Below are 21,819 nucleotides of genomic sequence, written 5' to 3'. Positions count from 1 at the left end.
GCTCTACCCTTTCCGCCGCAGGCGGCTGGCGAAGAAACCGTCGAGGCCCGCGAAGCGCGGCTCGGGGTCGGGTAGATGGCAAGGGAGGGTGCGCAGGTCGCCGTCCGGGGTCAGGCATTGGGCCCAGCCGCCGATTTCGGCGGGGTCGATCGGCTCGCGGACCACGTCCGGATTGCGGCGCAGCAGGGCGGCGATCTGGTTTTCGCCTTCCTCGGGCTCGAGCGAGCAGGTGCAATAGACGAGCCGTCCGTTCGGCTTGAGCAGGCTGACCGCTTTGTCGAGCAGGCGACTTTGCAGGGCCGCGAGCTTGGTGATGTCGCCGATCGTGCGCACCCAGGCGACGTCGGGATGGCGGCGGATCGTGCCTGTGGCCGAACAGGGCGCGTCGAGCAGCACCGCATCGAATGGGTCCGCCTGCAGGTTTTGGGCGTCATCGACCACCACATGGGTGGTAAGGCCGAGACGTTCCAGATTGGTGGCAAGGCGTTTCAGCCGCTGGGCCGAGCGGTCGACGGCGGTGACGTCGGCGCCAAGCGCCGCCAATTGCGCCGTCTTGCCGCCCGGCGCGGCGCAAAGATCCGCCACCCGCTCGTCCGGCTGCACGTGCAGGAGCCGTGCGGGCAGGCTGGCGGCGGCATCTTGCACCCACCATTCGCCCTGGTCATAGCCGTCGAGCTCGGGGATCGGCGCATGGGTTTCGAGCCGCACCGAACCATTGGGGAGGGCGCGTCCGCTGAGGCGCTGCGCCCAAAGGTCAGGATCGGCCTTGACGGTGAGATCGATCGATGGCTCATGCCGATGGGCACTGGCGATGGCGCTGGCCCGGTCCAGGCCATAGGCTTGCGCCCAGCGCGCGGCGAGCCAGCCTGGGGTTTCGTCGCGCAAGGCATCGGCCTGGGCGAGAATATCGTCGCGGTCGCGGGCGATGCCGCGCAGCACCGCATTGGTCAGCCCGGCGAAACTCGCGGCATTCTTGTCGAGCCGCACCGCCCGCACGGCGAGATCGACCGCCGCGCGGTCCGGCACGTCAAGAAACAGGATTTGCGCCGCGCCGACGATCAAGATCCATTCGAGCATGCCGGCCCGTTTGGGCAGGCCGCGCTCCAGCCTTTGCGCGAGGGCGAGGCGGATGAGACCGAAGCGCCGCAATGCGGCGGTGGTAATCGAGCGCACCAGGGCGCGGTCGCGCGCGTCGAGGTCCTTCAAGGCGGGGTTGGGGCTCGCGCCGGTAAAGGAATCATCTAGCGACCGGCCGCCCCCGAGCACGTCGGCAAGAATGGCAGCCGCAGCCTGCCGCGCGGCAAGTCCGGGCGCGGGGGCGTTGTCTGGCGCGTGGGCGCTTGTTTTGGAACGGAAATGGGGTGTCACGGATCGCTTTGCTGGAAAAGTCGCGGGAAGAGATCTATGTGGGAAGGCATAAAGGACCGAGCGATGAACGACAATCCCCAAGCTGAGCCCGTGCCGGGCGCCGCGCCCGACAAAATGTTGAGCCCCGCCGCGCGACGGGCGCTGGCCGAAGCCGAAGAGCGTCGCGCCGCGCAAGTTGCCGCGCCGCGTCCCAAGGAAATCAACGGCCGCGAGGGTCCCGAGCCGGTGCGCTACGGTGACTGGGAGAACAAGGGCATCGCTAGCGATTTTTAAAAAGCTGCGCCAGCGCGCCTTAACGCAAGTCGATCGGCTCCATATGGGCCTTTGCTTGTATCGCGTCGGCGTTCCCCGAGACGGCGCGGGCCGGGATGCTGGCGACAATGGCGGTGACGATGAGTGTCGAGGCGAAGAGGACGAGCAGCGCGCGGTCGAGCCAGAAAATCGCTCCGCGATGGATCGCATGAAAGCCCGAAGCCATTGGCACCCCCGTCTGTCACATTGATTTTTTTCGCGAGGATGCGGTGCGGAGGTGAATGCTTGGTTAGTTTGCCGCGATGGCGCGGCAAAACTGCTATGTTACGGTAAATGCGGATTTAAGCTGCGCGATACGCCGGTCCTTCTCCAAGCACGGAACGCGGGCTTGGCCGGTCCGTGCGGGGAGAAGGGGGCTTAACGCTTTTCTTACAGCTATTTATGGGTTTGCCGGGTCTTGATCAGGTCGTCGACAACGGTTGGATCGGCGAGCGTCGAGGTATCGCCGAGCGCACCGAATTCGTTTTCCGCGATCTTGCGCAGGATGCGGCGCATGATCTTGCCCGAGCGGGTTTTCGGCAGGCCGGGCGCGAAATGGACCACGTCCGGCGAGGCGATCGGCCCGATCTCCTTGCGCACATGGGCGATCAATTCCTTGCGCAGCCCGTCGGTCGCAATGATACCGGTCATCAGCGTCACATAGGCGTAAATGCCCTGGCCCTTGATGTCGTGCGGATAGCCGACCACGGCGGCTTCCGAGACGGTTTCATGGGCGACGAGCGCACTCTCGACCTCGGCCGTCCCCATGCGGTGGCCCGAGACGTTGATCACGTCGTCGACGCGGCCGGTAATCCAATAATAGCCGTCCGCGTCGCGGCGGCAGCCGTCGCCGGTGAAATACTTGCCGGGGAAGGTCTGAAAATAAGTTTGCACGAAGCGCTCGTGATCGCCGTAAACCGTGCGCATTTGCCCCGGCCAGCTGTCGGCGATGACGAGATTGCCCTCGCAAACGCCCTCGAGCACGTGGCCTTCGCCATCGACGATCTGCGGCTCAACGCCAAAGAAGGGCTGCGTCGCCGAGCCAGGCTTCAGCTTGGTCGCGCCCGGCAGGGGCGTGATCAGGATGCCGCCGGTCTCCGTCTGCCACCACGTATCGACGATCGGGCAGCGGTGATCGCCGACGACGCGGTGATACCATTCCCAGGCCTCCGGATTGATCGGTTCGCCGACGGAGCCGAGCAGGCGTAAGGAAGCACGGGAGGTCTTCTTCACCGGCTCTTCGCCGGCGCCCATCAGGGCGCGGATGGCGGTCGGCGCGGTGTAGAAAATATTCACCTTGTGCTTGTCGACGACGTCCCAGAAGCGCGACACGGTGGGGTAATTCGGCACGCCTTCAAACATCAGGGTGGTCGCGCCATTGGCGAGCGGGCCATAGACGATATAGCTATGCCCGGTGACCCAGCCGACGTCCGCCGTGCACCAGTAAATATCGCCGTCGTGATAATCGAAGACATATTGATGGGTCATCGCGGCATAGACGAGATAGCCGCCAGTCGTGTGCACCACGCCTTTCGGCGCGCCGGTCGAGCCGGACGTGTAGAGAATGAACAGCGGGTCCTCGGCATTCATCTCTTCGACCGCGCAATCAGCGGAAGCCTGCGCCATCGCCTCGTCATAGGCGACGTCGCGCGCGTTCCAGGCCACTTGGCCGCCGGTGCGCTTCACCACGATCATATGTTTGACGCAGCCCGCCTTCTCGGCGGCAATATCGGCATTGGCCTTCAGCGGCACTTTCCTGCCGCCGCGCAGGCCTTCGTCCGCCGTGATCAACACCGCAGATTTCGCGCCTTCAATGCGGCCCGCCAAAGCGTCGGGCGAGAAGCCGCCAAAAACGACCGAATGAATCGCACCGATGCGGGCGCAGGCGAGCATCGCGTAAGCCGCTTCCGGAATCATCGGCAGGTAGATCGTGACCGGGTCACCCTTCTTCACGCCGTGCTGTTTCAGCACGTTGGCGAGCCTGTTCACTTGCTCGTAGACTTCGCGATAGGTGATGTGCCTCGATTCGCTTGGGTCGTCGCCTTCCCAGATGATGGCGGTTTGCTCGCCGCGCTTGGCGAGATGCCGATCGAGGCAATTGTAGGCGATGTTGGTGGTGCCATCCTCGAACCATTTGATCGAAACGTTCGGCGCCTCGAAGGAGACGTTTTTGACCTTCGTGTAAGGTTTGATCCAATCGATGCGCCGGCCTTCGCGGGCCCAGAACCCTTCCGCGTCGTTGATTGATTCGGCATACATCGCCTGATATTTGGCATCGTCCGCATAGGCGCGCGCCGCCCACTCGGCAGGTACGTCGTAGATCTTGTCGTGCATTCTCTCCTCCCGAATTGCGCGCGCAGCCGGCGCCGCAGCGATTTTACGAAACATTATGCGCTGCCGAAGCGTCGGCACAAGCCCTGGCGCCCATCGACACCAGCTATGAGTGTCGCAAATCTGAGACGCTATGCGCCGCCAAAGCCGCCGAGCACGGCGCCGGCGACGAGAAAGGCAAGCAGCCAATGGCCGGAGTCGATCACGGTCAAGGCAAAGCTGCGCTGGCCGAAAGCGTTGTTGGTCGCCATGGTGGTGACGGCAAAGCCGAACCACAAAATGGCAGCGGAGATCAGGCCGTTCTTCAATGTCACATTGCCGGGGCCAAGATGGCCGATGGCGCCCGCCATGACGAAGGCGATGATCAGATCGGCAACAAACGAGATGAGCATGGGCAGAATCGGCATCTTGCCGCCCGGGCGTAATTCGTCCTTGGTCTTGCCGAGCGCCGCCATCCAGGGCTTGCCGAGCACGCCATAGTAGATGCCGCCAACGAGCCAGGCGGCGATGCCGGCGGCAAGGATGATCAGATGGGAGATGGGAGCAAAGGCCATGCAGGATCTCTTAATACCAATGATCGGAGGCTTTGAATGAAGCGTGGCCTTTCGGGCCGCAGGTGGGCGGGAAGCCCACGTTCCATTCACAATCCGCCCATCTTTAAGACGATCTTCCATTCCTTTTCGGTGACCGGCTGCACCGAGAGGCGCGACAGGGTGACGAGCGCCATGTTCGACAGGTCGGGGGTTGCCTTCACGTCCGCGAGCGTCACCGGCTTTGGCAGGGGCTTCACCGCCTTCACGTCGACCAGCACCCAGGGTTCGCCCGGGTTGGCGGCCGGATCGGGATAGGCCTCCTTGATCACTTCGGTGATGCCGACGATCTCCTTGCCCTCGTTGGAATGGTAGAAGAAGAGTTGGTCGCCCTTTTTCATCTTCATCATGTTGAGCTTGGCGGCGTGGTTGCGCACCCCGTCCCAATGAGTGCCCTTGGCGCCGGCTTTGACCTGCATGTCCCAGGACCATTTATCGGGTTCGCTCTTGATCAACCAATGGGCCATCAATGCCTCCTCACACTGCCGGCACGCCGATCGTCCAGCGCCAGGGCTTCACCTCCACCGAGGCGAAGAGACCGGCCTGCGCATAAGGATCCTGCGCGAGCAGCGCCTTGGCGGCCTCCGCATCGGCGCATTCGAGCACAAGCATCGATCCGTTGGGCGTTTCGCCGTCCGCCGCCAGCAGCGGCCCGGCGATCTTGATCGCGGCGCTGTGGCTTTTCAGGAAGTCGAGATGGGCGGGGCGGGTGTCGAGGCGGGTTTGCAGATGGTCCGGCTTGTCGGTGCACAGGGCGACGAAATACATAGAGTGGCTCCAATTTGCCGTGACGCTAGCGGAATTTGCGGGAAAGGCAAACGAAGTTGGGAGAAATTATATAAGAGTTTGATATTATTGAATAATGCGCTCTATCAGTTCGTTCCCAAAATTCGTATCGCTCTTAACTATTCGTGGGGCATGCCAAATTGTCATTTTTGCCCGCGAGACCCTATTGTTCACTATACGTTCTTTTCGCCGACAGGTCAATCCTTGCTGAAATTTTAGAAAGCAAAACTTGCAAGTTTAACTGTCTATACCTATAAAGATCACATGACCGACACAGCCATCTCTCCCGAGCACCGCGACGCCGCGGTGGATGAACTTTTGCGCTCGATGGGGCAGCTCATCCGCCGCTTGCGCGCCGAGGCCAATGCCACCGAACTCAACCTGTCGCAAATGAGCGCCCTGGGGCGGCTCTCCCAGCACGGCCCGCTGACGACGGCGGAACTCGCCCGCTATGAGGCGATGAAGCCGCAATCCATGGGCGCGATCGTCACCAGCCTGGAGGACGAAGGCCTGGTGCAGCGCCAGCCACATCCGACCGATGGGCGGCAAATGCTGCTCTCGGTGACTGAAGCGGGCGAGGCGATGCGTCAGACCAGCCGGTTACGCAAGCGCGAATGGCTCAATGCCGCGCTCAGCCGGCTCGATCCGGAGGATCAGCGCGTCGTCATCGCGGCCGCCTCCGTCCTCAAACGCTTGAGCGAAGCGTGACCCGCTGCGCCCCATCTTTTTCGCCTTCCCAACCAAAGGAAAATATCCATGCCTGTGACCACGCTTGACCCCAAAGCCGCGCTTGTCGTCGTCGATCTGCAAAAAGGCATCGTCGCGCTGCCGACCGCTCATCCGGCCGAGGGCGTGGTGCAACAGGCGCGTCTGCTGCTCGATGCGTTCCGCCGTCACGGCCTGCCGGTGGTGCTGGTCAATGTCGCGGGCGGCGCGCCCGGGCGCGTCGAGCAATCGCGGAGCCTTGCCAGTCTGCCCGCCGATTGGACGGAACTCGTGCCGGCGCTCGACCGGCAACCGCAGGACCATGTCGTCACCAAGCGCACCTGGGGCGCTTTCACCAACACCGATCTCAAAGATCATCTGACGCGCCTGGGTGTGACGCAGATCGTTCTGACCGGCGTCGCGACCAGCATCGGCGTCGAATCGACGGCGCGTTTTGCCTATGAGCTTGGGTTCAATGTCACGCTCGCCGTCGATGCGATGACCGACATGAATGCCGACGCGCATCACAACAGCATCACACGAATCTTTCCGCGCCTGGGCGAGACCGGCACGGTCGCCGAGATCATCGCGAAGCTCGATCAACGGAGTGCATGATCATGGACTGGCTCTCTCTCGTCGCGCATTTTTTCGGCGGCGCGTTTCTCGCCAATGCTGTGCCGCATGGCGTGAGCGGCGTGATGGGGCGCTCCTTTCAATCGCCTTTCGCCGATCCGCCGGGGCAGGGCCATTCGTCTTCGGTGGTCAACGTGCTGTGGGGCTTCTTGAACGCGGCCATCGGCTACATGCTCATTTGCCGCGTCGGCGATTTTGATCTGCACGCGACCGCTGATGTCGCCGTCGCGGGGACTGGCGCATTGCTTTTAAGCCTTGCGATGGCCCGTCACTTCGGACGCTTCAACGGCGGGAATTTATCGTCATGAGCGACAAGGCTTCAGGCACGTTCCGCGCGTTCTCCAACCGCAATTATCGCATCTGGCAGGCGGGCGCAGCGGTCTCCAATATCGGCACGTGGATGCAGCGCACCGCGCAGGATTGGATCGTCCTCACCGAACTCAGCCATCACAATGCGACCGCCGTCGGCATCGTGATGGGCTTGCAGTTCGGTCCGCAGCTCGTGCTGCTGCCCTTCACCGGTTTTGCCGCCGACCGTTGCAACCGCCGCACGTTGCTTTTCGTCACCCAGAGCGTGATGGGGCTGCTGGCGCTGGGGCTCAGCGTGCTGACGCTCACCGGGCTTGTGCAGCTTTGGCACGTCTATGTGTTCGCCTTGCTGCTCGGTTGCGCCGCCGCGTTCGACGCGCCGGTGCGGCAGACCTTCGTCGGCGATCTTGTCGAGAAGGCCGATCTTGCGAATGCGGTGGCGCTGAATTCGACGTCGTTCAACGCCGCGCGGATGATCGGGCCGGCCATCGCCGGCGCTCTCATCGCGGCGGTGGGTTCGGGCTGGGTTTTTCTGATCAATGCCGCATCCTATGTCGCGGTTCTCACTTCCATTGCGGCGCTGCGCATCGATCGCCCGGCCGCGGTGGGCGCAAAGCGGGAGCGCGTGCGGCTGGCGGATGGGTTTCGCTATATAAGGCAGCGCCCCGATCTCATGCATGTGTTGCTCATGATGTTCCTGATCGGGACGTTCGGCATCAATTTCCCGATTTTCATTTCGACGATGGCGGTCGGCGTGTTTCACGTGGGCGCCGGCCAATTTGGCGCGCTGACCTCGATGATGGCCGCAGGATCGGTGACGGGCGCTTTGCTCGCCGCACGGCGTGAGAGACCGCGCATCCGCCTGCTGTTCGTCGCCGTCGCCATTTTCGGCGCCACCTGCGCCTTGGCCGCGCTGATGCCGGACTATTGGCTCTTTGCCGCGTCGCTCGTGCCGATCGGCATTGCGGCGCAGACCTTTACGACATCGACCAATGGCTGGATCCAGCTCACGACGGAAGCTTCCATGCGCGGCCGCGTCATGGCGATCTTCCTGGCGCTGGCGCTGGGCGGTACGCCCATCGGCGCGCCGATCGTCGGCTGGGTCGCCGACACGTTCGGCCCACGCTGGGGTTTGGGTGTCGGCGCGGCTTCCGGCTTTGCGGCCGTTCTGGTCGCGGCGCATTATCTGATGCGGCATCGCCGCTTGCACATGTCCTTCGACAGATGGCGGCCGCGCTTCACCTTCGATGCGGCGGTCGCTGCGAGCGACGCGAGCGTTCCCGCGCCGCATGCTGTGGAGTAGATTGCTTCGTATTTGTTTGTGTTTGCCGCAAAGAGATTTGCGCTGTGAATCGTTAGAACCCCTCCAACGCAATCTTGCCGCGCGCCCGTCCGCTTTCGATCAGCGCATGCGCGCGCCGGATATTCGCCGCATTGATCGCGCCGAAATTGTCGGCGAGAGTCGTGCGGATCGTGCCCGCGTCCACAAGGCGGGAAACATGGTTCAGCAAGCGGCCCTGTTCCTCGATGTCGGCCGTGGCGAACATGGTCCGTGTGAACATGAATTCCCAATGCACCGACACGCTCTTGCGCTTGAACGGGTTGATGTCGAGCGTGGCGGGATCGTCGATCAGCGCGAAGCGACCTTGCGGTGCAATCAGTTCGGCGATCTCGGCAAGGTGCTGGCTCGTGTTCGTGGTGGAGAAAACAAAGGTCGGGTCTCCGATGTTGAGAGCAGCGATCTCGCGCGCCAGCGGTTTGGAATGATCGACGACATGATGCGCGCCGAGATCCGAGACCCAGGCCTTCGTCTCTGGTCGCGAGGCTGTGGCGATGACCGTCAGGTTGGTCAATTTGCGGGCAAGCTGGACAGCGATCGAACCGACGCCTCCGGCCCCGCCAACGATGAGGATCGCGGGAGCCGCGCCCGGCACGGGTCGTCCTTTGACGTCCAGCCGATCGAACAGCGCCTCCCAAGCGGTGATGGCGGTGAGCGGCATTGCCGCAGCTTCCGCCCAGCCAAGCGTGCGCGGCTTTCTACCGACAATGCGCTCGTCCACCAGATGCAATTGCGCATTGGCGCCAGGTCGCGTGATCGAGCCGGCGTAGAACACCTCGTCGCCGGGCTTAAAGAGGCTTGCATGCGGACCCGTCTTTACGACGGTGCCGGCGGCATCCCACCCTAACACCTTCCACGCATCCTCTTCGGGGCGCACATTGGCGCGGACTTTGGTGTCGACTGGATTGACTGAGATCGCCTTGACCTCGACCAGCAGATCGCGGTTCGAGGGCACCGGATCCGGCAAGTGGATATCGACCAGCGAATGATCGTCTTCGATCGGAAGCGGGGTCTTGTAGCCAATGGCACGCATCAATGTCTCCTGCCTATGCGGCGTTTCGTATCTGGCACCAAGTGGCGCGCTGGCGTATTTTGCGCAAGAATGCACATAAATTGCACATAGTGTCGAAAAGGATACTGTCTGATGCCGCGTCCGCGTCATGATCGTTTCGATTGCAGTCCAGGGTGCCCGGTGGAAGCCACGCTTGCTCTCATCGGCGGCAAGTGGAAGGGCGTTGTGCTTTGGCATCTGCTTCAGGGCACGCTGCGCTTCAATGAAATCCGCCGCCGCTTGCCCGACGTCACCCAACGGATGCTGACCAATCAGCTTCGGGAACTGGAGCGCGATGGCTTCGTGATCCGTACCGTCTATCCGGAAGTTCCACCGAAGGTGGAATATCGGTTGTCCGAGCGCGGACGCAGTCTTGAGCCGGTCATTCTGGCTCTCAGGGCATGGGGCGAGGCCAATGTTCTAGGCCTCAGTGGCACGTCGACGCATCGGGTCTTATCCGGTGCCCATTGCTAACTCAAAGGGTTCGCGGACTGCAGGTATCCGACGGTCTCTGTCTTGCCGCTCGAGCAGGAGGGCGACGGACGCTCACGCTTCCGCCCGCTGCGGCCGCGCGAGCAGCGCTTCCATCGCCGCATCGATGCTCAAGCGTCCGGCGAGTACCGCATCGACGCTGGCCGCGATCGGCATTTCGATCTTATGCGCATGCGCAAGTTCAACGAGCACCGAGGCGGTATAGGCGCCCTCCGCCAATTTCGCGCCGGCCGCCTGCGCCACGTCGGCGCCGCGCCCAAGCGCGAGGCCGAGGGAATAATTGCGCGATTGTGCCGTGCCGCAGGTGAGAATGAGATCGCCGAGGCCGGACAGGCCCATCAAGGTTTCGGTCCGGCCGCCGAGCGCCCGGCCAAGGCGCGCAAGTTCGGCAAAGCCGCGGGTGATCAGCGCGGCTTTCGCGCTTTCGCCAAGCTGCCGCCCGGCGACGATGCCGGCGGCGATTGCCAGCACGTTTTTGGCCGCACCGCCGATTTCGACGCCGATGACGTCAACGGAATGATAGAGGCGAAAGCCTGGCGCGGAGAGGGTTGCGGCGAGCGCCTTGGCGCGCCCTGCATCCTTTGCGGCGAGCGTCACGGCGGTCGGCAGACCGCGCGCCACGTCGTTGGCAAAGCTGGGGCCGGACAGGACGGCGGGCGGATTGGCGCCGAGGCATTGCGCCAGCACTTCGTTCATCATCAGGCCGGAGCCGCGCTCGATGCCCTTGGCGCAGGAGACGACAGGGACGCCGGCACGCAGCACCGGCGCGAGCTTGAGCGCGACCTCGCGCAAATTCTGCGCTGGAACGACGATCAGCACCGTGCCGGCTTCAGCCAGCGCGCCAAGCTCTGGCGTCGGCGTCACGGTCTCGTGCAGGATCACGCCGGGTAAATGAGCGCTCGCGCGTGTCTTCTGCATCGCCGCGATAGCTTGCGGATCGCGTCCCCACAACAGCACGCGCCGTCCGCCACGCGCCAGCGCATTGGCCAGCGCGATCCCCCAGGCTCCCGGGCCGGCGATGGCGATACAATTGGAATCGGCGGTTGCGGCCATGCGGTAAGGCTCTTTCGAAATGACAGGCCCTAACGCGGCCAAGTCCCCAGTCACGGCGAGGCATATATCGCATTATCGGAGCGCGCCCAAAGGGTTTCGAACTGCTGCAGGAAGGCGAGGGCGGCTTGCGGATTTTCGATGATCACGAGGTCGTTGTCCTGAAATTTCTCGCCCGAACTTGAGAAATTGGCCGAGCCGGTGCGCAAAAGCCGCCCGTCGATCGCGTAGGATTTCAAATGCATCAGATCCCGCCGCGGCGATTTGAAGCGTGCCTCGACGCCGGGCGCCTCGATCAGCGACCAGATCGGACTGCCCGCCGCCGGGCGGCGGCCGGAGGCGCCCGGATCGAGATAAAGCCGCACATGGACCCCGCGCCGTGCCGCCATGATCAGCGCTTCGATCACCCGCCGCTCGGTCAGCACATAGGCGGTCATGTCGATGCGGCTGCGCGCGCTGGCGATCAGCGCCGGATCGATCGGGGTGAGATCGGTCTGCGGCCCGTAAAAGATCCGCACCCCCGCGACCATCGGTTCGCCCGTCGCCGGCAAAAGACCGGGATGCGGCACGAGGCCGAGGAAAAAGAGGATCAGTAGCAGGCGCTTGAGCATGAAGGCGGCGGCACGAGAGGAACACTGCCATTGTGGTTTGTTCTTGTTATGTTTTCAAGTGAAATGAACGGACCGCGGCCTTTCAGGCCGCATCGAGCCGTGCATCTACATGCGGCCTGGAAGGCCGCGCTGCCAAATGACGGCAGGGTCGCTGGGGCGTCTTCGCGTCGAGCCGGCGGGTATGTCCCCCGCCGCCCGTACTCCATTATTTCAGTTTAGCGCCGAAATGTAATCGTTCAGCGCCTGCTTGGCATTGACATCCATCTGCAGCGCCTGCTTGCGTTGCTCGCTCAGATCGTCGAGCAATGTCTCCTGATCGTTGAGCTTGGCAAGGTAGCGCTTCTGCAAATCGGAGCCGGCGGGCGTGCTTTGCAGGTTTTGACGAATCCGCGCTTGTTCCTGACCAATGCCGTTCACGCTTGCTTCGATATCCCGCACGCGCTGGTCCGCCTTCGCAACATCCGTGCGCAGGTCGACGATATGTCTCAATTCCTCGCGAGTCTTGTTATCGAATTCTTGATTCTCGGCATAGGCCAAGAGATCGGAATCCATCGTTTGCGTGAGCGCCTCCCGCTGTGTGACAACGAGCTCTTGAGTGATGGAAAATTGCTGCCCATCCTCCGCCTTCAGGTTGAACGGCAGGCGATATTTGCCCTGGATTTCGCTTGCGTCGCTGGTTTTCGGATCTGTGAGCGTCCAGCCAGGAAATTTCGGTGTCTCGACGAGCAGCAAGCGCGGCTCGGTTGATTTGACTTTGTAAACTACGCTCTTCCTATTGATGAGATTGTAACGCATCACGCCATTGGCAATCGCTGCGCGTACGGATTTGCTCGACGCTTCATCGTTCTGCGCGATCGTCACTGTCTGATCGAGCGCGTAGCTCAACAGGCGATAATCGTTGACGGGTAGATCGGACAAGCGCGAGTCGCCGACATAGGCGATACCATTATCGCCATTTTCGTAAATCGTGACGATACCTGGCGGCAGGCCGGTTTTGCCATCATTGGTCAATTTGACCGTGCTCAGCGGGTGAATCGCGTTGACGTCCGGTTGATAGAGCGCCAGGCGTTCGACCGGCATTTGGTTGTTGATGATCGGCGCGGACAATGTGCGGCCGTTCTCGACGCTTACACTTGCCGGCAGATGAAAGACGACTTGCGTCAGACCCTCCTGCGCGGTGATCGTGCCTTCGGGGCCGGCCAGAGCGCTTGATCGGTACAGTTTCGCGATGTCGGCGCCGCCGTACGCTTGGTTGACGGCGAGAGCGGGGACTGTCGGTAGTGCAGCGCGAACGCCCCCGTTCACACCCCAGCCAGCGTCTGCCTTGTGTTGCGCCACCGCGCCTTGGTCGATGCCAGGCAGCAGCCGCCCGACGACCTCCACCGGCGCTTCGGGGCGATCGACCAAATAGGTGCGATACAATCCCTGCCGGAACGTCACCGGCTGGCCGGAAATCAGCGTCAGGTCGACACCCTTCCAATCCTGGCCCGACAGGTTTTCCACCGTCGCCCAGCCCTGTACCGTGGCCTGTTTGGCCGAAGGGTCGGCTGGCAAGACGATGCGATAGGAGGCCTTCCACAAAGGCGTCTGCACAATGTAAGCCACGCGCACTTTGCGCTTCTCATGCCCTGTCGTCGTCAAGTCCAGCGTGCGCGAATCGCGCATATGATTGGCGGCGAGGGCCCCGAGCGCGTGATCGATTTGCGACTGCAATGCCGGATCGGAAAATTGGATATTCTCGGCATCTTCGAGAATGAAGCTCTGAAGGCCCTTATCGCTCATCACAGAGACGCGATGGCGATCCTTCGTCACTTGGCCGTCGGCACCTGTTTCCTGCTCCTGCACGACGCCAATAATGCGTCCGTTCAGAGTGTGTGGGCCGCCGACACTGATCTCAGCCCCACGCAGCGCGAGCAGCAGACCTTCGCTTGATCCCAAATCGCTTTCGACGAAAGGCAGGTTCCGAAAAGTCTGGGCAAGCGGCTCGCGGCTTGGCAGGTCGAGACCGCCAACCCCGCCCTTGTCGTCGTAAACGACAATGCTCTTCAACACATCGTCGACTTGATCGAGGACAACGGTGAGTTTCAGATGGGCGTCACCCTCCACGTCGGCTTCATATTCGAAATAGCCCATGCCGCCGGAGGAGAGCATCACTCGTTTGAGCGCGAGGTCCTGAGCATAGAGGGAGGTGGAGGAAAGTAGGGTAACGGCGAAAACAACGAGAGAAAATCGTTTGGGCATCGGCAGACCTCGAAGACGCGGATACGGCGATGAGCCGCCGCCGAAACATCCCGGGACATTGCGACTTTATTTCGATCCGATTCCGCCGCGGCGAACTGCGCGGCTCGCCTTTTCTTACGCCTTCCCGGTCGGCGAAGGTGCCGCGTTGGCGTCGAGCGGCCAGCGGGGACGGGCGGCGAAGGTCATGTCGTCGGTCAGGCCGAGGCCGAGGCGTTCGATGCCGGCCCAGGCGATCATCGCACCATTGTCGGTGCAGAGCGCCGGCGGCGGGACGACCAATTTCAAGCCCATTTCATTGGCGGTGCGGGTCAGGGTGCGCCGGATCGCGCCATTCGCCGCGACGCCGCCGGCGACCACCAGGGCGGTCGGCGTGCCGCAGGTGGCGCGGAACAATTTGAGCGCGGCCCGGATGCGGTCGGCGATCGTGTCGACCACCGCCGCCTGGAACGAGGCGCACAGGTCGGAAATGTCGGTCGCCGTGAGGGGTGCGATGCGCTCCGCCTCGAGCCGCACGGCGGTCTTGAGGCCGGAGAGCGAGAAATCGGCGCCCGGCCGGCCGGCCATCGGCCGCGGGAAGGAAAACCGCATCGGGTCGCCCTTCAGCGCCTCCTTTTCCACATGCGGGCCGCCGGGATAGGGCAGGCCGAGCATTTTCGCCGTTTTGTCAAAGGCTTCTCCGACCGCGTCGTCGATCGTCGTGCCAAGGCGGACATAATCGCCGATGCCGCGCACCGCGATGAGCTGGGTGTGGCCGCCCGACACCAGCAGGAGCAGGTAGGGGAAGGAAATATTGTCGGTCATCCGCGCCGTGAGCGCGTGGGCTTCGAGATGGTTGATCGCGATGAAGGGCTTGCGCGAGGCGAGCGCCAGGGCTTTGCCGGTGGTCAGGCCGACGATCACGCCGCCGATCAGGCCCGGGCCGGCCGCGGCGGCCACGCCATCGATGTCCTTGAGCGTGACGCCGGCGTCTTTCAGCGCGCGCACCACCAGCCGGTCGAGCACGTCCACATGGGCGCGGGCGGCGATTTCCGGCACGACGCCGCCGAAAGCGGCATGTTCCGCGATCTGGCTCATCACTTCATTGGAAAGGATCGTTCCGCCGCCGCCGACCTTCAGCTTGACGACTGAGGCCGCCGTTTCGTCACAGGTCGTTTCAATTCCAAGCACACGCATCAAATAATCCGTTGGGAAATTGCTCATTTCCCGCTATGAGGCCGCCAAAGATGAGCGCGACACTACATTTATGTGTCTCAATGAACAACAATCGAGGTTAACTTTCCATGTCGGCATGGCTGAGGATCGGAACGCGCGGATCGGCGCTGGCTTTGGCGCAGGCGAGCGAGACGCGCCGGCTCATCGCCGTCGCGCACGGCCGGTCCGAGGACGAGATCGAGCTTGTCGTCATCAAGACCACCGGCGATCTGATCCAGGACCGCGCCCTGGCCGAGGCTGGCGGCAAGGGCCTTTTCACCAAGGAACTCGACAGCGCGCTGCTCGAGGGCAAGATCGATCTGGCCGTTCATTCCGCCAAGGATCTGCCGACGGAATTGCCCGATGGGCTGACGATTTCCGGCTATCTGCCGCGCGAGGACGTGCGCGACGCCTTCATCTCGGCCAAGGCCAAGACCCTCGCCGATCTGCCGCCGGGCGCGAGCGTCGGCACCGCGTCCTTGCGCCGCCAGGCGCAATTGAAGCGGCTGCGCCCGGATCTGAACGTCACCCTGCTGCGCGGCAATGTCGATACGCGCCTGCGCCGGGTCGAAGCGGGCGAGATTGACGCGACCTTGCTTGCGCTCGCTGGCTTGAAACGCCTCGGCTTCGACCATCGCGCAACCGCCGTGCTCGATCTGGCCTATTTCCTGCCCGCCGTCGGCCAGGGCGCCATCGCCCTTGTGACGCGCGAGGCCCAGGCGATCCAAGACACGCTCCAGCCGGTCACCGACCGCGGCACCGGCCTCGCGGTCACCGCCGAGCGAGCCTTTTTGCGCGTCCTCGACGGCTCGTGCCGCACGCCGATCGCCGGCTATGCGCAACTGAGCCAGGGCCGTATCCAGATGCGCGGCCAGCTCTTGAAACCTGACGGTTCCGACCTCCTGGAAGCGAGCTTCATCGGCCGGGAGGCGGATGCCGAGCGCATCGGCACCGATACCGGCCTTGAGATCCGCCGCCGCATGCCGGCCGATTACCTGACCGCCTGATGCGCATCCTCGTGACCCGAGCGCAGGAAGACGCCGCCCGCACCGCGGAGCGGCTCAACGCTCTGGGGCAAGAAGTTTTGCTGGCCCCCGTCCTTGATATCGTGCCGACCGGGGAGGCTTGTCCGCGCGGCGCGTTCGACGCGCTGGCGCTCACGAGCGCGCATGCGCTGGGCGCGGTCGATCCGGCGGATGTGCACGATTTTTTCGCCGCCGACCTGTTCGTCGTCGGCGATCGCGGCGCTCAAATGGCGCGCAAGATCGGGTTTACGGGTCCGATCGAGGTGGCGGTCGACGCGGCGGCTTTGGCGGCGGATATCTTGCGCGCTGCACCGCGCCGGGTGCTTTATCTCGCCGGGCGGGAGCGCAAGCCGGGGTTTGAGGCCGCTTTGGCGCAGGCCGGCATATCCCTGCAGGTCTGGGAGACCTACGACGCCCGCGCGGCGCTGATGGTGCCACCCGCCGTTCTCAACGCCCTGGCGCAGGGACAGATTGACGCGGTGCTGCACTATTCGCGCCGCAGCGCCGAGATTTTCCGGGACCTGATTCTGGCGGCCAACCTGCGCGCGCCGCTGAACGAATTGCACCATCATTGCCTTTCCGCCGATGTGGCTGATGCCTTGGCGCAGGTTCCGGCGATTCGCATGCATATTGCCGCTGCGGCGACCGAAGAGGCGCTGTTCGCCACACTCTTGTGAAAATCTTCCGAACAGGAGATGGTGTGGCCGGCAAAGCCAAAGAGGGATGATCGATGACCGATGACACAAGCACCAATTCCCGCCGCGACGAGCGGCGCGAACCGCCTGTGATCGACGGGACCGCTCCAGCCTCCGAGGCTGCCGCGCCTGAAGAGTCTGCCGTCGAATCCGCCGCCGAAGTCGAAAAGTCAGTCGCCGGCGAACCGGATGTGCCGGTGCATGCGAGCGAGGCTTCGGCCCCGGTGAGCGAGATTGAAGCGCCGGCCGCGCAAAGTGAGCCAGCTTCCGCCGCACCGGAGCCGCAAGCCCCGCCGCCCCCGCCACAGCGCTCGTCTTTCACTGGCCATCTTGTCAGCGGCGTCATCGGTGGCGTCATCGTGGCGGGAGCAGCCTGGTTCCTGCTGCCGAAGGGGGCGAATCTCGACGATCTCAACACCCGCATCGTATCGCTCGAACAGCAGTCCAGCGATTTGGCGGCGGCCACCAAAAACGCCGCCGGCGTCGCGCAGGCGGCGAAGGACGATTCGGCCAAGGCGCTGGCCGCGCCAAAGCAGGTGGTGCAGCAAGCGCCGCCGCTTGATCTGCGCCCGATGGTCGACCGGATCAGCAAATTGGAAACGGCGGTGGCCGCGCCCCACCCCGAACTCGTTCAAGGCAATGCCGCCGCCACCGCCGTGGTCGCGCAGTCGCTCGCCCAGGCGATCGCCGGCGGGCACAGCTTCGCCACCGAGCTGAGCGCGTTGCAGGGCCTTGGCGCCGATACGGCGGCGATCGCCAAGCTCAAGCCCTATGCCGACCGCGGCGCGCCGACGCTGAGCGACCTGTCGGAGCAATTCGCCGGCCTTGAAAGCACGATGCTCGATGCCGCCAACGGCATCACGCCGGAGGACGGTTTCTTCGACCGGATCCGGAAGACCGCCGCCAATCTCGTGCAGATCCGGCCCATCGGCGCGACCCAGGGCGACGATCCCGCCGCGCTCGTCTCGCGGATCGAAGCGGCGCTGCAACATGGCGACGCGGCCGAAGCGCTCGACGCCTACGGCAAATTGCCGGATGCGGCCAAAGCCCCCGCGCACGCCTGGAGCGAGTTGCTCAAGGCCCATGTGGAGTGCGATCAGGCCGGCCGGACCATTCTGACAACCGCCATTTCGACCCTCGCCCAGAGCAAACAGCCATAAACGGTCAGCATCGCCGCCATAAGATGACGTTCAGGGGAAGTTATGATTAGAATATTGTTCTATCTCGTCATTCTCGGCCTCCTGGCCTGGTGCGGCGCGTGGCTTTTCGCCCATGATGGCCGCGTCCATATCGAATGGCTCGGCCTTCAGGCCGATCCGAAAATGACGACGGTGATCGGCTTCCTCATCGTTCTCTTCGTGGCGCTGATGCTGGTGTGGCGCCTGCTGCGGCTGATTTTGAGCCTGCCGGCCTTCGTCGGCCTGTGGTCGAAGAAGCGCCGCCACGCCAAGGGTCAGACGGCGCTGGCGCGCGGCATGATCGCGGTTGGCGCGGGCGACGCCAAGGCGGCGCAGCGCCACGCGGCGGAGGCCGAAAAACATCTCGGCAAGCAGCCGCTGCCGCTCTTGCTGAAGGCGCAAGCCGCCCAGCTCACCGGCAACCGCGACGCGGCCGAAGCGGCCTTTGCCGACATGCTGAACCAGCACGAAACCCGCGTGCTCGGGCTGCGCGGCCTGCATGTGGAGGCACGGCGGCGCGGCGATCTGGTGGCCGCCCATACCCATGCGGCCGAAGCGCACCGGATTGCGAACCTGCCCTGGGCTGGCCAGGCGGTGTTGGAGCATCACACCAATTCCAGCAATTGGGAGGCGGCGCTCAAGGCGGTGGATGCCAATGTCGCCGCGCGCCATTTGGATAAGGCGACGGCGGCGCGGCAGAAGGCCGTGCTGCAGACCGCGCTGGCGCTCGAGACCGAGGAGCGCGACCCCGCCGGCGCGTTGCGTCTGGCGCGCGAGGCGCTGAAGAGCGAGCCCGGCCTCGTGCCGGCCGCCGCGCTCGCGGGCAAGCTGCTCGCCCGCCAGGGCGACCTGCGCCGCGCCTCCAAAGTGCTGGAGGCGGCCTGGAAAATGGGTCCGCATCCCGATCTTGCCGAGGCCTATCTGCGGGTGCGGCACGGCGATTCCGCTAGCGACCGGTTGAAGCGCGCCGAAACCCTCTCACGGCTCCTGCCCAACGATCCGGAAGGCCGCCTGACAGTGGCCCACGCGGCGCTCGATGCGCGCGATCTGAACAAGGCGCGCCTGGTCATGGCGCCGCTGCTGGCCGATCGGCCGACGGTGCGCGCCTGCCTGATGATGGCCGACCTGGAAGAAATCGACGGCACCGGACCCGGCAAGGTGCGCGAATGGCTCGCCCGTGCCGCCCGCGCGCCGCGCGACCCGGCCTGGATCGCCGATGGCGTCGCCTATGATGCCTGGGCGCCGGTCTCGCCGACGACGGGGACCCTCGATGCGTTCGTCTGGCGCGCGCCGATCGAGCAGCTGGCCGGCCCGACGGAGGGCCTCATCGCCATGAAAGGCCACAAGGCGCCGGAAGTCGACGACCGGCCCCTGTTCGCCAAGCCGGCGGAAGAGCCGAAATTGATCGAAGCCGGGCCGCCCGAACCGGCCGCGCCCGCCGAGCCGGAACCTGCGCCGGAGCCCGCTCCGCCCCCGCCGCCCGCGCCCGAACCCGAGCCGGCGGCTGTGGCCGTGGCCGTCGCGGAAGCCCCGGCGCCCAAACCGGCGCCGGTGATTTTCTCGCGCCCCGCCCCGGACGATCCGGGCCCGCAGCCCGAGGAGGCAGTGGAAGGCCGCGGGAAAAAGAGCCGCGGATTTCTCTACTGAAATTTCGCGTCGGCGCTTGCAATGCACGCCCGATGTGATTAAGAGAACCCCACTTCGCGGGGACACCCCCGCAAGCGACGGTTCACGTCACGCCGCAGTAGCTCAGTTGGTAGAGCACGTCATTCGTAATGATGGGGTCGGGAGTTCGATTCTCTTCTGCGGCACCAATAATTTCAAAGACTTAGATGCAAAAAGCCGGGCCTGTTGGTTCGGCTTTTGCGTTTCGGTCAGCGCTCGGTAAGCAGCCGGAGTTGCGTCGAAAGCTCGCAGATCTGGTGGTAGCGCTTAGGTGATAAAGCCGTGAAGAAGAGGCGCAGGTTGCCCCGCGCCTCCCTGATTTGCCACTAGGCGGCGGCGGGAATTTCAGGGAATGCCTTCCCCGTGTTGATCTCGCTGATCCGGCCAGGATTTACATCGTAATCCGCGGCGATCCGGTTCTGATGCTCACCTCTTAAAAGGCGCTTCTTGATTTCCGGAACGTCTTTGCGTTGGATGCGATATGATGGACGGCGAACGCCGCCGGGCGGCTGTGTGTCTGCCATGGTGTTCTCCATTTATTGGCAGATGGATACGAGGCCGCCTTGACGAGGAGGGCAAATCAGCACATGGTGCCCTTGTTCTCCCGGGAGGTGCGACGGCCTCAATCGGTGCAGTTCTCGTCCAACAATGGCGACTCAGATTGCAGTCTGAGTCGCCATATCTTTATGAACGATCAACAGAGAGAATTCGTGGATTCGTCGCAAAGAGTCAATGGTTAGATTGACGCTTGTAGGACACCTACAAAATGTAGTGTCCGTCAATTTCGGTCGACGCCGGGTCGGAAAGCAATTCATACGCGATAACAACACATTAGATGCCCGCTTTTGGTGTGTCGGAACTAAGGGGCTTCGTGAATGTCTTGCTCGATCCGTTGAAGGCGAGGAGGATATTCCCGTTATCCCCAGCGGCCTCGCCCAAAACATGAAGCCCTAGCCCCCTAAAACACAGTCGAGGGCGTGCGGCAAAACGACTCGCTCCGGCATATGGCCCGGCGTTGGTGATCAGGCGTCGACGCGACGATGCAAAAGGGGAAATCACCTCCTTTATTTCCCCTCTCGAACGGATGTTTCCTGCGCATATCGGACGCGTCGTCCGGTTTTCACAGGAGTTCCGGATATGCATGACCCACTTTTGACGCCGGAAGACGCGGCGGAAGCTCTCAAAATCGGCCGATCGACCTTGGCTAAGTTGCGCATTTACGGCGGCGGTCCAGCCTACGTGAAGCTAGGCGCAAGCATCCGCTACCGGCGCCAGGATCTCGACGCCTTCCTGCAAGAGAATTCGCGCCGCAGCACGAGTGAAGGAATCGCGACCGTTACGTGGCGGTTTCGATGTCCATATCGCCAATCAATTTTTCGCGCCGCGCCAGCGCCTCGATCGCGTGCGGGCCGAGCTCTCGGGCCACGAGATTGAGGAGACCCTCGCCGAAGACCGTGTAGGCGCCCATGCTATTGCTAAAAAAACTGCTGGCATGCGGAACGAGGAAGGCGTGGCGCGATGGCGGCACGAGGGGCGAAGACCGTGTATCGGTGATGGCGATCACGTGTAGTCCCGCCCGTGCGGCGGTGGCCGCAACCTCCGCGACATTGCGCGTATAAGGCGCGCAACTCGCCACAATCAGGACGTCGCCGCGCGCTAGCTGGGCCAATGCCTCCGCTTCTCCCAGCCGCAGCGGATCGAGGAGCGCAGCATCTCCCCGGATCATGGTCAGTCCGTAAATGAAAAAACTGACGAAGGAATGGAACTGCCGAACCCCGTAGGCGCGCACGCGCTTGGCCGTGGCTATGGTCGAGGCCGCCTCGCGCAGCGCCTGCCCATTCAATTGCGCCAAAAACCGATCCACATTCGCTTGCGTCTCTGCCGCCAATCGTTCGAAAATATGGATCTCGGCATCATTCTCGTCCTTGACCGACATGAGCCGGCCCGCTTGGCGGCTGTAAAAATAGAGCCCGTCGTCGGCAATCGCCTGGCGGAAAATACCTTGAAAATGGCCGAAGCCATCATAACCGAGCCCTTTGGCAAGCCGCGTGAGCGTCGAGGCATTGACCCCGAATCCATCGGCCAATTCGGAAATGGTGCGAACCGCGCTCAGTTCAGGGCTATCGACAAGTCGCGAAAGAACATCGAGAGCCTTGCCGCCGAGCGATATATCGCTTTCTCCGCGGCCAATCCTGATCGCCAGCTCCCGCAATTCCTCAAGGCTCTGCGGGGGCATGACACTTATAAGCGGGCTGTCGGAGCCCATGG

Annotated in this window: 24 protein-coding genes and 1 tRNA gene; 12 read left to right on the top strand and 13 right to left on the bottom strand. The window is 63.5% G+C overall.

Going from position 1 to position 21,819, the window contains the following annotated elements; all coding sequences use genetic code 11:
* Nucleotides 1-3: 3 nt before the first annotated feature.
* Nucleotides 4-1,368 (bottom strand): RsmB/NOP family class I SAM-dependent RNA methyltransferase, encoded by a 1,365-nt coding sequence (locus tag V9T28_RS19865; protein WP_116401687.1) that lies wholly within the window; start codon nucleotides 1,366-1,368, stop codon nucleotides 4-6.
* Between the two features lie 63 nt (nucleotides 1,369-1,431).
* On the opposite strand from V9T28_RS19865, the gene V9T28_RS19860 reads away from it, so the two are divergent.
* A complete protein-coding gene (locus V9T28_RS19860; protein ID WP_116401753.1) occupies nucleotides 1,432-1,641 on the top strand; it encodes a DUF1674 domain-containing protein in 210 nt (69 codons plus the stop codon).
* Nucleotides 1,642-1,660: 19 nt separating this feature from the next.
* On the opposite strand, the gene V9T28_RS19855 is transcribed toward V9T28_RS19860, so the two are convergent.
* From V9T28_RS19855 to V9T28_RS19835, 5 genes are all read right to left on the bottom strand, one after another.
* Entirely contained in the window at nucleotides 1,661-1,846 is a 186-nt protein-coding gene (locus tag V9T28_RS19855; protein WP_116401686.1) for a hypothetical protein, read from the bottom strand.
* A gap of 209 nt (nucleotides 1,847-2,055) precedes the next feature.
* The gene (gene acs / locus V9T28_RS19850) at nucleotides 2,056-3,993 is read right to left on the bottom strand and encodes an acetate--CoA ligase (RefSeq protein WP_116401685.1); all 1,938 of its coding nucleotides are present in this window, start codon (nucleotides 3,991-3,993) and stop codon (nucleotides 2,056-2,058) included.
* 128 nt (nucleotides 3,994-4,121) lie between these two features.
* Entirely contained in the window at nucleotides 4,122-4,544 is a 423-nt protein-coding gene (locus V9T28_RS19845; protein WP_158554841.1) for a DUF1761 domain-containing protein, read from the bottom strand.
* An 86-nt stretch (nucleotides 4,545-4,630) separates the two neighbouring features.
* On the bottom strand, nucleotides 4,631-5,047 hold the full coding sequence (locus V9T28_RS19840) for an EVE domain-containing protein (protein ID WP_116401683.1): 417 nt from the start codon (nucleotides 5,045-5,047) through the stop codon (nucleotides 4,631-4,633).
* Between the two features lie 10 nt (nucleotides 5,048-5,057).
* Entirely contained in the window at nucleotides 5,058-5,348 is a 291-nt protein-coding gene (locus V9T28_RS19835; protein ID WP_116401682.1) for a YciI family protein, read from the bottom strand.
* 282 nt (nucleotides 5,349-5,630) lie between these two features.
* Here V9T28_RS19835 and V9T28_RS19830 point away from each other — a divergent pair, with 282 nt between their 5' ends.
* The 4 genes from V9T28_RS19830 to V9T28_RS19815 are packed head-to-tail and all read left to right on the top strand — an operon-like array spanning nucleotide 5,631 to nucleotide 8,316.
* The gene (locus V9T28_RS19830) at nucleotides 5,631-6,074 is read left to right on the top strand and encodes a MarR family winged helix-turn-helix transcriptional regulator (protein WP_116401681.1); all 444 of its coding nucleotides are present in this window, start codon (nucleotides 5,631-5,633) and stop codon (nucleotides 6,072-6,074) included.
* Nucleotides 6,075-6,122: 48 nt separating this feature from the next.
* Nucleotides 6,123-6,686: an isochorismatase family protein gene (locus tag V9T28_RS19825; protein ID WP_116401680.1), complete on the top strand. Its 564-nt coding sequence runs from the start codon at nucleotides 6,123-6,125 to the stop codon at nucleotides 6,684-6,686.
* A 2-nt stretch (nucleotides 6,687-6,688) separates the two neighbouring features.
* Entirely contained in the window at nucleotides 6,689-7,012 is a 324-nt protein-coding gene (locus V9T28_RS19820) for a hypothetical protein (RefSeq protein WP_116401752.1), read from the top strand.
* Nucleotides 7,009-8,316 carry an MFS transporter gene (locus V9T28_RS19815; protein WP_116401679.1) on the top strand — a complete coding sequence of 436 codons (1,308 nt, stop codon included), beginning with the start codon at nucleotides 7,009-7,011 and terminating at the stop codon, nucleotides 8,314-8,316. The genes V9T28_RS19820 and V9T28_RS19815 overlap by 4 nt, the downstream gene beginning before the upstream one ends.
* 52 nt (nucleotides 8,317-8,368) lie before the next feature.
* On the opposite strand, the gene V9T28_RS19810 is transcribed toward V9T28_RS19815, so the two are convergent.
* A complete protein-coding gene (locus tag V9T28_RS19810) occupies nucleotides 8,369-9,385 on the bottom strand; it encodes a zinc-binding alcohol dehydrogenase family protein (RefSeq protein ID WP_116401678.1) in 1,017 nt (338 codons plus the stop codon).
* A 111-nt stretch (nucleotides 9,386-9,496) separates the two neighbouring features.
* Between V9T28_RS19810 and V9T28_RS19805 the strand changes: the two genes are divergently transcribed.
* A complete protein-coding gene (locus V9T28_RS19805; RefSeq protein ID WP_116401677.1) occupies nucleotides 9,497-9,877 on the top strand; it encodes a winged helix-turn-helix transcriptional regulator in 381 nt (126 codons plus the stop codon).
* A 72-nt stretch (nucleotides 9,878-9,949) separates the two neighbouring features.
* Here V9T28_RS19805 and V9T28_RS19800 read toward each other — a convergent pair whose 3' ends face one another.
* The 4 genes from V9T28_RS19800 to tsaD form a co-directional block, all read right to left on the bottom strand.
* The gene (locus tag V9T28_RS19800; protein ID WP_116401676.1) at nucleotides 9,950-10,948 is read right to left on the bottom strand and encodes an NAD(P)H-dependent glycerol-3-phosphate dehydrogenase; all 999 of its coding nucleotides are present in this window, start codon (nucleotides 10,946-10,948) and stop codon (nucleotides 9,950-9,952) included.
* 50 nt (nucleotides 10,949-10,998) lie between these two features.
* Complete coding sequence (locus V9T28_RS19795) at nucleotides 10,999-11,556, bottom strand: phospholipase D-like domain-containing protein (RefSeq protein WP_116401675.1); 558 nt, start codon at nucleotides 11,554-11,556, stop codon at nucleotides 10,999-11,001.
* Between the two features lie 210 nt (nucleotides 11,557-11,766).
* Nucleotides 11,767-13,797 (bottom strand): DUF4139 domain-containing protein, encoded by a 2,031-nt coding sequence (locus tag V9T28_RS19790; protein ID WP_116401674.1) that lies wholly within the window; start codon nucleotides 13,795-13,797, stop codon nucleotides 11,767-11,769.
* Nucleotides 13,798-13,911: 114 nt separating this feature from the next.
* Nucleotides 13,912-14,970, bottom strand: a complete 1,059-nt coding sequence (tsaD, locus tag V9T28_RS19785; RefSeq protein ID WP_116401751.1) for a tRNA (adenosine(37)-N6)-threonylcarbamoyltransferase complex transferase subunit TsaD — start codon at nucleotides 14,968-14,970, stop codon at nucleotides 13,912-13,914.
* A gap of 107 nt (nucleotides 14,971-15,077) precedes the next feature.
* Between tsaD and hemC the strand changes: the two genes are divergently transcribed.
* The 5 genes from hemC (at nucleotide 15,078) to V9T28_RS19760 (ending at nucleotide 19,700) form a co-directional block, all read left to right on the top strand.
* The gene (hemC, locus tag V9T28_RS19780) at nucleotides 15,078-15,995 is read left to right on the top strand and encodes a hydroxymethylbilane synthase (RefSeq protein WP_116401673.1); all 918 of its coding nucleotides are present in this window, start codon (nucleotides 15,078-15,080) and stop codon (nucleotides 15,993-15,995) included.
* Entirely contained in the window at nucleotides 15,995-16,690 is a 696-nt protein-coding gene (locus tag V9T28_RS19775; protein ID WP_116401672.1) for a uroporphyrinogen-III synthase, read from the top strand. The genes hemC and V9T28_RS19775 overlap by 1 nt, the downstream gene beginning before the upstream one ends.
* Before the next feature lie 53 nt (nucleotides 16,691-16,743).
* Nucleotides 16,744-17,868, top strand: coding sequence for a COG4223 family protein (locus V9T28_RS19770; RefSeq protein ID WP_147306470.1), 1,125 nt, complete (start codon nucleotides 16,744-16,746; stop codon nucleotides 17,866-17,868).
* Between the two features lie 42 nt (nucleotides 17,869-17,910).
* Nucleotides 17,911-19,533 (top strand): heme biosynthesis protein HemY, encoded by a 1,623-nt coding sequence (locus tag V9T28_RS19765; RefSeq protein WP_116401670.1) that lies wholly within the window; start codon nucleotides 17,911-17,913, stop codon nucleotides 19,531-19,533.
* A gap of 91 nt (nucleotides 19,534-19,624) precedes the next feature.
* Nucleotides 19,625-19,700 (top strand) — tRNA-Thr (locus tag V9T28_RS19760).
* Between the two features lie 177 nt (nucleotides 19,701-19,877).
* Here V9T28_RS19760 and V9T28_RS19755 read toward each other — a convergent pair.
* Entirely contained in the window at nucleotides 19,878-20,075 is a 198-nt protein-coding gene (locus V9T28_RS19755) for a hypothetical protein (RefSeq protein ID WP_116401669.1), read from the bottom strand.
* Nucleotides 20,076-20,688: 613 nt separating this feature from the next.
* Here V9T28_RS19755 and V9T28_RS23415 point away from each other — a divergent pair.
* Nucleotides 20,689-20,985 (top strand): helix-turn-helix transcriptional regulator, encoded by a 297-nt coding sequence (locus tag V9T28_RS23415; RefSeq protein ID WP_116401668.1) that lies wholly within the window; start codon nucleotides 20,689-20,691, stop codon nucleotides 20,983-20,985.
* Here V9T28_RS23415 and V9T28_RS19750 read toward each other — a convergent pair.
* The gene (locus tag V9T28_RS19750) at nucleotides 20,888-21,817 is read right to left on the bottom strand and encodes a MurR/RpiR family transcriptional regulator (RefSeq protein WP_116401667.1); all 930 of its coding nucleotides are present in this window, start codon (nucleotides 21,815-21,817) and stop codon (nucleotides 20,888-20,890) included. The two genes, V9T28_RS23415 and V9T28_RS19750, sit on opposite strands and share 98 nt — an antisense overlap.
* Nucleotides 21,818-21,819: the final 2 nt, after the last annotated feature.

This window comes from Methylovirgula sp. 4M-Z18 (assembly GCF_037890675.1).
Classification (GTDB): domain Bacteria; phylum Pseudomonadota; class Alphaproteobacteria; order Rhizobiales; family Beijerinckiaceae; genus 4M-Z18.
The sequence above is the reverse complement of the archived record's forward strand: the minus strand, read 5'-3'. Positions and strand labels throughout refer to the sequence as shown.